The 11,245-nt window shown below is 26.9% G+C and carries 12 protein-coding genes; 11 read left to right on the top strand and 1 reads right to left on the bottom strand.

The features are described 5' to 3' along the window. Window positions 1-87: 87 nt before the first annotated feature. Window positions 88-231 carry a hypothetical protein gene (locus tag L3B96_RS24025; protein WP_017211888.1) on the bottom strand — a complete coding sequence of 48 codons (144 nt, stop codon included), beginning with the start codon at window positions 229-231 and terminating at the stop codon, window positions 88-90. A 662-nt stretch (window positions 232-893) separates the two neighbouring features. On the opposite strand from L3B96_RS24025, the gene L3B96_RS24020 reads away from it, so the two are divergent. The 11 genes from L3B96_RS24020 (at window position 894) to L3B96_RS23975 (ending at window position 11,023) form a co-directional block, all read left to right on the top strand. Then, window positions 894-1,484 carry an FtsX-like permease family protein gene (locus L3B96_RS24020; protein ID WP_238948767.1) on the top strand — a complete coding sequence of 197 codons (591 nt, stop codon included), beginning with the start codon at window positions 894-896 and terminating at the stop codon, window positions 1,482-1,484. A 174-nt stretch (window positions 1,485-1,658) separates the two neighbouring features. Further along, on the top strand, window positions 1,659-2,159 hold the full coding sequence (locus tag L3B96_RS24015; protein ID WP_238948766.1) for a GNAT family N-acetyltransferase: 501 nt from the start codon (window positions 1,659-1,661) through the stop codon (window positions 2,157-2,159). 191 nt (window positions 2,160-2,350) lie between these two features. Beyond that, window positions 2,351-2,893 carry a signal peptidase I gene (gene lepB, locus L3B96_RS24010; RefSeq protein WP_017211890.1) on the top strand — a complete coding sequence of 181 codons (543 nt, stop codon included), beginning with the start codon at window positions 2,351-2,353 and terminating at the stop codon, window positions 2,891-2,893. A 277-nt stretch (window positions 2,894-3,170) separates the two neighbouring features. Then, complete coding sequence (locus L3B96_RS24005; RefSeq protein WP_238948765.1) at window positions 3,171-3,692, top strand: GNAT family N-acetyltransferase; 522 nt, start codon at window positions 3,171-3,173, stop codon at window positions 3,690-3,692. A 122-nt stretch (window positions 3,693-3,814) separates the two neighbouring features. Then, window positions 3,815-4,354, top strand: coding sequence for a hypothetical protein (locus tag L3B96_RS24000; protein WP_238901111.1), 540 nt, complete (start codon window positions 3,815-3,817; stop codon window positions 4,352-4,354). 141 nt (window positions 4,355-4,495) lie between these two features. Continuing rightward, window positions 4,496-5,143, top strand: coding sequence for a cyclase family protein (locus L3B96_RS23995; RefSeq protein WP_238948770.1), 648 nt, complete (start codon window positions 4,496-4,498; stop codon window positions 5,141-5,143). 398 nt (window positions 5,144-5,541) lie between these two features. Continuing rightward, window positions 5,542-5,670, top strand: coding sequence for a hypothetical protein (locus L3B96_RS27375; RefSeq protein ID WP_275297346.1), 129 nt, complete (start codon window positions 5,542-5,544; stop codon window positions 5,668-5,670). Window positions 5,671-5,723: 53 nt separating this feature from the next. Then, entirely contained in the window at window positions 5,724-6,983 is a 1,260-nt protein-coding gene (locus tag L3B96_RS23990; RefSeq protein WP_238948769.1) for an ATP-binding protein, read from the top strand. A gap of 582 nt (window positions 6,984-7,565) precedes the next feature. Next, complete coding sequence (locus L3B96_RS23985) at window positions 7,566-8,279, top strand: histidine phosphatase family protein (RefSeq protein ID WP_238948764.1); 714 nt, start codon at window positions 7,566-7,568, stop codon at window positions 8,277-8,279. An 825-nt stretch (window positions 8,280-9,104) separates the two neighbouring features. After that, window positions 9,105-9,680, top strand: coding sequence for a hypothetical protein (locus L3B96_RS23980; RefSeq protein ID WP_139355909.1), 576 nt, complete (start codon window positions 9,105-9,107; stop codon window positions 9,678-9,680). Window positions 9,681-9,952: 272 nt separating this feature from the next. Next, on the top strand, window positions 9,953-11,023 hold the full coding sequence (locus tag L3B96_RS23975; RefSeq protein ID WP_238948763.1) for a galactose ABC transporter substrate-binding protein: 1,071 nt from the start codon (window positions 9,953-9,955) through the stop codon (window positions 11,021-11,023). The last annotated feature ends 222 nt before the right edge of the window (window positions 11,024-11,245 follow it).

The following is an 11,245-nucleotide window of genomic DNA, read 5'->3' as shown; positions in this document are numbered from 1 at the left end:
GCCTGTGCTCCCTTCATTTGATAATTTATTATATCATTCTAATGAAGTTTACACAGACTATTTTACACTCTCGGATAAGGCTTTCAGTTATTTGCTTTCAACCTTGAAATCTCTTAAGCAAGCGACAATATTTCCATTGCCTCGATGAAAATTTACACATTCGCAGCACTTACCATGTCTTTCACAATTAATATTAGAGCATGTACAATTCTTTTCGTTACAACCAGCCATTATGAATTCCCCCTACAATCTAGATAAAATATTTTAATTCATTAACAATTATAAACTAATTTCTAGGAAATATATAGAAAATTGAAGATGATTACTGAAATTTTAATGATTAGAATTTGTATGCATAAGTTGTCTTTAACTTAAAAAAGCTTATTAATTAAAGTTGTATTGTTCATTTTGTAGGAAGCAAAATAATAAATGGATTAACATGTGATAATAGTATATTATTATTTAAGTCGAAAACTTAAAATAAAGTCATAAAACACCCGTGAAGGTAGATTAAATTGAAAATACTTAATCTACCTTTTTATTTATTTGATTTTAAGACAATGTTTATGAAGAATAATCATAAAATTACAATATATGTTATAATTAAAGGCATGAATAAATTGATACTAGATAAGGTGGAGTTATTATTCATGGGAAGCTAGATGAAAAGGCAACAGATTACAATTTGAAAAATTGTCACTTGAATTTTTAGAAATAATTCTATTGGCCTCTATAAATACCTATGTAATAAGTTTATATCCAATAGAAGGAGTAATAAGATATGAAGAAAATAATTTTGGTAATGATATGTATTGTTACAATGTTTACATTAACATCATGTTATATTGCAATCAATCATCAAAATTATATATGCAAATAAAAGGAGAAGCAGTATGATGAATATTGATAAATTTAAATACTTTTCTTTAGATGCAGTAAAGAGTCTGAAACGAAATTCTACAACAACAATCTTTTCAGTAACTACTATATCTGCAACTTTCTTTATTAATGGATTATTTTTATTATTTTTGCTATCAATTGGCAGAAGCTTTGAAAGTATTTACACTAATAATCAGGCTATGAAAGAAATGATTATGATTCTAAGATGTTTTAAATTTGCAATTTTTATTGTAATACCATTAGTTTCAGTACTTTTAATTGTAAATGCGATTAAAATGGTTCTATTCTCCAGAAGGAGTGAAATAAGTATAATGAAACTTATTGGAGCTACTAATTGGTTTATTAGATGGCCATTTATTATTGAAGGAGGAATTATAGGAATTGCAGGTGCTTTTGTAGGATATTTATCTCTGTTTTTCGTATATAGCTTTATTTATACTAAAGCAATGGAGTATGCACCAGAATTTAGTCTTGTACAACCTACCTTTATAACCAATATAATGCTTTTTCCATTTGGAGGATCTGGTATCTTAATAGGGGTTATAGGAAGTATAATAGCTTTAAGAAAATTCTTAAATGTATAGATTGGATACTTAAGGGATTAATTGTTTGAAGATTTACTATTATATAAATTGGAAAAATGATATGATGATTTGCAGATAAATTAGTGTTATTTCTAAGAAATCCCACTACTTAATAGGAAAGAAATTTGTATGCAATGTTTTAATAATTAAGTTAACTGAAAGAAGGAAATAAGTATGGAATTTATTATTCGAAAAATGACAGAAGAAGATTGGGATAGTGTTGCTGATATTTATATGGAAGGAATAAAAACTAAAAAGGCTACATTTCAAGCAGAACTTCCTAGGTATGAAGATTGGGACAAGGGACATTTAAGTGTAGGTAGGTTTGTTGCTACTAATAGTGATAATAGAATTATTGGTTGGATAGCGCTAAGCCCAACAAGCAGTAGATGTGTGTATAAAGGTGTTGCAGAAGTCAGCATCTATATTAGTGAATCTTGTAGGAGGAATAATGTTGGATATGAACTTATGAATAGAGTAATAGAGGAAACTGAAAAAGAAAATATATGGACTCTGCAATCAGGAATATTTTCTATTAATGAAGCAAGTATTGAATTACATAAAAAATGTGGTTTTAGAGTTGTTGGGGTAAGAGAAAAAATTGGATGTGATGCTGATGGAATATGGCATGATACTATCCTTATGGAAAGACGAAGTAAAATAGTAGGTATATAGAAAAGATGACAGTGCTAAGAGTTAACAACTATTAATTATAAATGAGTCTATATTTTATTTATAGCGATGAATTAGAGAAGACAGTATTATTTAAGATAGACTTAAAATATCAATGAATAATACCATATTCTTGATATGTGATATAATAATTACAAGATAAAAAAAAGGATGAACACAAAAGGAGAGAAGTAATGGACAGTGCAGTTAATCACAATTATAAGAATCAAGGTATAAAATTTTTTAAGGAATGGGTAATTCCAATAGCAGTAGCACTTATAATAGCTATGTTAATAAAAAATTTCTTGTTTTTTAACATATATGTTCCTAGTGAATCAATGGTACCTACTATAAACGTCAATGATAAGATGGTTGTTACAAAAATATATAATATGGGCAATATTAAAAGAGGAGACATTATTGTATTCTATTCTGATGAATTAAAGGAAACACTTATTAAAAGAGTTATTGGATTGCCAGGAGATCATATTGTAATACATGATGGTATTGTTAATATAAATGGAAATGATATTAAAGAAGATTATGTAAAAAACAATGAAAAATATAATAGAACATTTGATGTTCCAGAAGACAAGTTTTTCTTTTTAGGCGATAATAGACCTGATTCTCGTGACTCAAGAAGATGGAAAAACCCATATATAGATAAAAGCAATATAAAAGGTAAGGCTGTATTTAGATTTTATCCATTTAGTAAAATAGGTTCGTTATCACAATAAAAAATAAGAGTAAATAACATATTAAAAATCGCAGTATTCATAAATAATATATTCTATTTAAAGTAGCAGAGTTTGATTTTTCTATCTATATACTTTAATAGAGAATAGATTGTAAGTGAATGTGTGATTTTTTATTATTTAGATGTAAAATTCTAAAAATAATTTGGAGTTTATTAACAAATAAAATTGTTGTAGATGAGACTAAAATATAGAAATCTAATCTAAGTATATATAGTAAATGATTAAAACTAATATAATAGAATAATTGGAGGAGAGAATGAACAGATTAAATTTAATTTTACCAACTTTAGAAGATAAGGAAAAACTCATGGATTATAAAAGAGAGTTTATTGAAAATAATGACAGCATGGATGGTACAGCTGGATTAGGTAGTGCTAAGACTTTTGAAGAATGGTATAGCGCATTTTGTGATAATTCAAAAGAAGAAACTGTAAGAGATGGCTTAGTTCCAGCAACTACATACATGGCTGTTTCTGTTAGCGATGGGCATTTAATTGGAATGATTGATATTAGACACCGATTAAATGACTATCTTTTAAACTTTGGTGGTCATATAGGCTATAGTGTTAGAAAATCAGAAAGACGACAAGGATATGCAACAGAGATGTTAGGACTAGCACTAAGGGAATGTGTAAAACTAGGAATTAAGAAAGTATTAATCACTTGCAACAAAAATAATATTGGCTCTGCAAAAACAATAGTAAATAATAATGGAATATTGGAAAATGAAGTGGATGAAGGAAATAGGATTACACAAAGGTATTGGGTTTATTTATAATATCTGTAGAGTTTCAAATATTACTAATTCTTATATAGAATAGAATTCTTATAATAGCTAAATATAAATATCATTTAGTTTTATATAGTTAGTATAATTTCTATAAAAGGAGCGAATTAGTGATGAGGAAAAAAATAAACAGATTAGTAGTACTAATAGTAGTTATATTATTAGCAATGACGAATTTAGCATATGCACAGCCAATACCTAAGCAGAATATACAATATGGGCCTAAAATATCAGAATTAAAGAATAAACAAGATATTATAAAAAATTTTCAAGATATCAAAACTATACGAACCAATATAGCCACCATAAATATAAGAGAAAATTCAACAAATGAACAATTAATTGCAGTAAATACGAGTATAAGAAATTATATTAATGAATATCAACAAGTTATTCGTAATTTAGAAGAACATAAAAGAACTTATAGTGATTCAATTTCAGATGTATTTTTTTCGGATCAAATATCATTTATAGCCCAAAGTTTTGTTATAAGTTTAAGGCATCAGCAAAATTTGATAAGAGCACTTCAAGGTACTGAAGAAGAGTCAAAAAGGCTATTTTATTCAAGTTATTTAATACCAGTATATTATTATCTAACTTTAGGAGATCAAATGACAGCGTATATTGATAACTATTTTACATTACCAGATTAAACTTAAAGAAAATTATAAACAAATTTATAATTTTATATTCAAGGATCGCATCACTTAGAATGATATGCGATCTTTTTATATTACAATACTTATAGAATGAAAGATATTACATTAAAACATGTAAAGAAAGTGGGGATTAATATGAAAGTAATAGATTTAACACATACCATTTCAGAGAATATGCCGGTATATCCAGGAACAGAGAAACCTAAATTAGAAGTCGCAAGTACCTATGAGAAAGATGGCTTTAAGGAAACATTGCTAACTATGTTTTCTCATACAGGAACGCATATGGATTCTCCGGCACACTTATTCTCTCAAAGAACAACTTTGGATTCATTTAGTGCAGAACAGTTTGTTGGAAAAGGCATAGTAATTGATTGCAGTAATTTAAAAGAAGGCCAAAAGATTACGATGAAGTATATTGAAGCTGTAAAAGAAAAAGCAGATATAGCACAGTATATTTTGTTTTATACAGGTTGGGATAAATACTGGGGGACAGACGCTTATTTTGGAAATTACCCATATATTACAGAAGAAGTAGCTGAATACTTAATAAAAAGTAAGAAGAAAGGGGTAGGGATAGATGTTATAGGAATTGATCCTATTAAAGATGAAAATTTAACTATTCATAAAAAGCTTTTTGCTGAAACAGACATAGTTGTAATAGAAAATCTGACATCTTTAGATAAAGTGGGAAATGACATTTTTACATTCTGTGCTCTTCCAATAAAATTTAAAGATTCAGATGGAGCGCCTGTTCGTGCTATTGCTATTCTAGAGGATTAATTATTTAAGCAGAAAAGAGGATTAAAATGAATTGTAGTATTAAATCGTTATACTTATGCGTTAAAGATATGAATAGGGCAATTGATTTTTATGTACAATTTGCCTCAATATGAATATATTTGGTGTTATTTAAAAATAAAATGTAACAATGATTTTGGTTAATATGACTATAAATGTTGAATAATTGCACAATAAATATTATAATGTAATTAATGGAATAATTAGGTTGATAAGGAAGTAAAGGGAATTTATTTGATAGTCTAACACAAGATAAAACTTGATAGATACACATTTCCAATTTTACATCTCTGATTTCTTAGATAGAATTATTTCTTTTCATATATCAATTTAATTATTCTAAATAAGTTAATTTAAATAATAATTAAGAGGTGGGTATTATGGGAATAAAAAAAATGATTGCAAATTTACTATTAAATCTTTCTAAATCTATGAATAAATCACCTATGGTATCATTTTGTTTCGCTGGTATTGAAGATATGCCAGAGTCAATGAAAAAGTTAAGATAATAAAACTTGTTTATATGATTATTTAACATTATAAAAGGAGATGTAAATTGGAAGTGCAATACATTGATGCATTAATTACTATTTTTCAAAGTATATTGTTTATTTATATAGTTAATTATTGCTTGGAAGAGGACAAAATAGTAAAAATAAAAGAATTGATATTAAGTGTTATACTTCTATCGGTAGATGGCTTTTATATAACATACTTACTCGGAAATTTATCAATATGTATATTTATAACACATGCTTTAGGAATATTAATTATATATTTTACTTTTAGAAAAAATGTGCTGAATCCAATAATAGCATACAGTTTAATATATTCAATAGTACTTATATGGGTGTCGACATTTGGTAACATACTATATGTAATGCTAGATGTTAATTCATTGGAAGATTATATAGCGAATATATACATTACACTTGTGTATCTCTCTCAGATACTCTTATTTATTTTATGCTTTTTATTTAAAAGCAAAATTAAGCAGATTTATAAGCTATTACTAGATGAAAGTAACTCTGTAAAATACATAATTATAATAAGTTTCTTTCCTGATTTTTTGATTTCTTTATATAATATTTCATACGATATTGAGCCGGTATTATCAAGAAATATTATAGTTATAGCTTTAATTGGATTTATAATATTTAATATAATAGATTTTAGAAAGATTAAAAAAGATTCGGATGAAATATATAAATTGAATGGAATTTTAACATCAAAAAATATTGAGCTTAAAAATATAAAAGATAATTACAATCTAAATATTTTAAGTTTATATGAACTCTGTGATATGAACATGTATCAAGATGCGTCCAACTTATTGAAAAGAATTATAAATACATATCAAAACAGCGGAAATGTTTATGAAAAAGATGCTGAAGGCTCTTCACTTCTATCACTAGCTACTAAGCATGTTATAAGAGATGATATAAAAGTTATTGTATCCGATAATGCCAATTTTAGGTTAACAACAATGAAAGAGATGGATTTATATCGAATAATAATTAATATAGTCAACAATGCGGTAAAGGCTATGAAGAATAAGGGGACTATAATTGCTGAATCATACGAGGATTTAAATAATATAGTTATAAATATAGCAAATGACGGGGAAAAGATTCCCGATAAAATAATTAATAAAATTTTTGATTCTGGATTTACTACTAAAAATAATAATAACAAGAATCATGGCTATGGTTTAAGTATAGTAAGAGAATTAATTGAAAAGAATAATGGAAGAATTAAAGTTGAAAGCAATGAATATATGACTGAATTTACAATTGTATTGCCAATAAATGTGGACGCATAATTACATGTATATTTGGAAAAGTTAGTTCATAGAAACTTATGCTAAATTTTATATATTCTAAAAGTTTAATTGATTAAAACCAAATTTAAAATGTAGTCATTAATACAACAAATAAAATGATTTAAGTAATTTAGAACCTATAGAATTTAGATAATAAAGGAATATCTTTTTAATAAAAACAGCTATTGGACTTTTCTGGTGTATCTGAAAGTGGAAATCCAATAGCTGCTTTTTTATTCTCTTTACGAATCGTAACCTTCTAAATCAGTCTTTTCCATGATTCATATCATCAAGGGGCAAAATGTTCACAGATTCTATCGGAATATAAATTCCTTAAGAATAAAAAAGGCAGCAACTTTCGTTGCCACCAAGTCCATTTTGCAAAATTAGTATAACTTAAGTCATCTATAGAAATCAAGGGGGAGCAGCTAAAATAATTTAGCATATTGAATTAAATAAATAGATTCAATATCATACTATAGCTCATAATTAAAGATTAGTTATGCCAGTATTTACAATTTATGATATAATTTATTTATATAAATTAGAAGAGGTAGATGATTTTGCAGTATGGGGGAAAAAATGAGTGATAAAAATAAGGGAAGAGTTACTTTATATTTGATGAGGCACGGGCAAACTATCTTAAATAAAGTAGGAAGGACTCAAGGATGGTGTGATGGAGTTCTAACTAAGGAAGGAATTGAAGTAGCCGTAAATACGGGATTAGGACTTAGTGATGTGAAGTTTAAAGCAGTTTACAGCAGTGATTTAGGAAGAGCAATAAAAACAGCTCAAATTGTCATAAAAGAGAATAAGGCAAGTGTGGACTTAGAACTAAAAGAATTTGAAGGCTTAAGAGAAGTATATTTTGGAAAATATGAAGGAGAGTTTGAGAAGATAAAGTTTAAGGCGATACTTGATTTCCTTAATGTAACTTCATTTGAAGAAATGGCAGAAAAATATGATTTTCAAAGGGCATATTGTGATTCATGTGCTGCATTAGATGAAACGCATGAGGCTGAAGATTATAATACAGCTTTAAAAAGATTTGTAACAACTATAAATAATATATGTATTGAAAATGAAGAAGATGGTGGAGGGAATATTCTAATAGTAGTTCATGGAGGAATGCTTAGAGTATTTATTGAACATTTAGATAAAAATTTCGACATAAGGAATATGGATAATTCAAGTATATCAAAAGTTGCATATGAAAACGGAAAATTTGAGGTTCAATCTGTAAATGATAGTAGTTATAGTGAAAAAGGTAAAGCTATGAGACAAATACTAAAATAGTGAGATGCTTAGTACTTATTTCGGCGAGCTATATGAATAAGTTCAGATCTTAGTTTATTTGGTATCTATAGATATCCAAATTTAAAACTAAACTTATGTGATAACTTACCGAAATCATAAATATTTTGTTCCGAAAAGCTATGAAAATATCGCTGAAGTTTCTAAGCGGCAGATTGTATCCAATTTAGCATGCTCCAACTTTCAGTTTGACAAGCTAAATTGGAACAACCTACAGCTAAGAACCTTTAACAGCCCATTTTCAAATGTTTTCTTCACAAATATATTTATGATTTCTAGTGAAGATATGAACTCGAAGTTTTAGAAAATTTGTAAATATGTTCATCTAATAAGTCTAATTCTTGAATTGTTTATCTATATAGTGGATAGTATTACAAACTCATACGTAGCATTGAAAATATAAGGACTGAACTTCATTAGTTCAGTCCTTATATGTATTGGATTTAAAATGGAATATTATAAATCACAATTGGTTGATAGAATTAGATTAATGAAAGCAAAGAAGCGAGCATTAGCATGTTGAGGAACTGTAAAGTCATGAATTAGGTGGCAAGTTGCGCCTAAATTAAACATTGTACCTTTAATATTCCCCTGGAAATATTCATTAAGTGCTTTGGTATAATAAGATATGCATTCTGATTTGGTATTTCAATATATTTATCTCTTAATTATTATAAACATAAGTAAAACTATTATCCGTAGAGTCGTATAGATGTTGGCAGATATATTGTGAAACATGGATTTAAAGAATATAATGTATATATAAGTAATTAAAGTTAAAATGTTGTTTAAATAGAGGTGTGAATTTTGAGTAAAATTAACAGAAAGGTATTGCTAGGAATAACTTCATTAATGTTGTTTGCTTTAGGAATATTATTTGGAATTTCATTGGGCGGAAATCCTAGTTACGGGGATCTTATATTAAAGTCTATAGGTTTAGGTCCATGGTCAAATATCGATACAGGACTACATTATACAGCAATTATATCTTTAATATTTTTAATACCGGCAGTTGTTTTTGGATATATGTTCTTAAAAGAAACTTTAGAATTAGAAAATATGAATGGTAAGAGAAGAATAGAGACTTTGGAATGTAAATTAAGTATATTTATAGTTTTAACAAGCACCTTTGTTTTGCCAGGGAAAATAGAACAGAATATGGGAAGCTTTTTTGAGTACGCGTTTGGCTTTCCTTTAAATTATTGGTCTGTATATCAAGGAGACGGAGGAAGTTCTTATTTATTCAGTAACTTATTTAATGGAAATATTGGAATGAACATTAATATAGTAAATTTATTCCTTGATATAGTGATTCTTTATTACGTTTTATTAATAATAAGAAAAGTATTTATAAAATTATATGCCGTATATAAAAAAAAATAATTTAGAGGATTACTTAAATATGGTAATATTCAGAAATGAATTTACCATATTTTTTGCTTTCATATAGAAATTCTATAAAATGTAGGTTTAGAATGTTAAATATGAAGTATTCTTTAAAATTAAAGTGAATATCAATTGATATATAAAAGAAGTATAAAAAACTTAAATATCATATTATAAGAACGTATTTATAATTATTAATATAGAATTTAGAATAATTTTCTTTTTAAAAGTAATCCTATAAATTAGATAGAATTACAGGAGGTTTTAGAATGAAGCTATTAAAAAAAATTATAATAATAATTACAGTAACAGTTATAGTAATGGAAACCTTAATTGAAGCAGTCCCACTAAATAGCCATAATGATTCAACAAATCCAGTAAATGTAGGAGTGGTTTTTTATAGATTCGATGATCCTTATGTTATTGATTTAAGGCATAGCCTAGAAGATATTGAATCACGAAATGAAGGAATAGTTAAATTTAATTTTTATAATAGTGAAAATAACAGAGATATACAAAATCAAACTATTAATAATCTTCTAGAAAGCGGAAATATTGATCTTCTCATATTAAGTTTAGTGGATTTAGTAAACGATCCCAAAGAACTAATTAATTCAATCAAAGAAAAAAATATTCCAGTAATTTTTGCTAGTAAAAGAATACTTAAGGTAGATGAAAATATAGTTAAATCATATGATAAAGCATATTATATACTTCCAGATTCAGAGCAGGCAGGAAGGCTACAAGGAAAATTGTTGGTTAATTTATGGAATGGTAATAAAAATACTATAGATACAAATAAAGATAATATTATGCAGTATATAGTATTGCAAGGTGGAATTAATAGTAATAGTAATAGTAATAGTAATAGTAATGAGTCAACAGATAGAACTAAATATTGCATTATGACAATCAGAGATGCTGGAATAAAAGTTGAACAACTTGCATCAGAATTTTGTAATTGGAGTGAAGATTTAGCTAGAGATGCGACAGATGCTTTATTAACTAGATATGGAAATAAAATTGAAGTAGTAATAGCTAATAACGATACTATGGCTGTTGGTGCTGTAAAAGCTTTACAAAAGCATGGATATAATAAAGGTGATGGTACAAAGAATATACCTGTTGTTGGAATTGATGCTATTCCAGAATCACTATATTTCATACAAAAAGGATATATGGCAGGTACTGTTTTCCAGGATCCAGATGTTATGGCAAATGCATTTTTTGACGTTGCAATGCATTTATCAGGCAAAATACGTTTTGAATGTCCTAAGGAGTATCGATGTGATGAAAGTGGAAGAATAATTCAATTGCCATTTAAAGAATATATGGCTTAGGCTAAAAGTATATTTATTGGATTTAAAAATGATGTCGTTTTGATAATGAATTTTATTTACCTCGAAGTTAATAATTATAAATTAGTGGTAAATAAAATTCATAGTTAAAAAATTAACAATGCATTAGTTATGAATTAGAATAAACATCATAATTAATTCTAGTATTATTTTAAAAGCTATAAGCAAAGTTTTATGGACAAAGAACAATAAGGAGCTTGTTTA

The sequence above is a fragment of the Clostridium sp. YIM B02569 genome, from assembly GCF_022320765.1.
GTDB classification, from domain to species: domain Bacteria; phylum Bacillota; class Clostridia; order Clostridiales; family Clostridiaceae; genus Clostridium; species Clostridium beijerinckii.
Note: the sequence above shows the minus strand (reverse complement) of the source record. Positions and strands in the feature narration are given on the sequence as shown.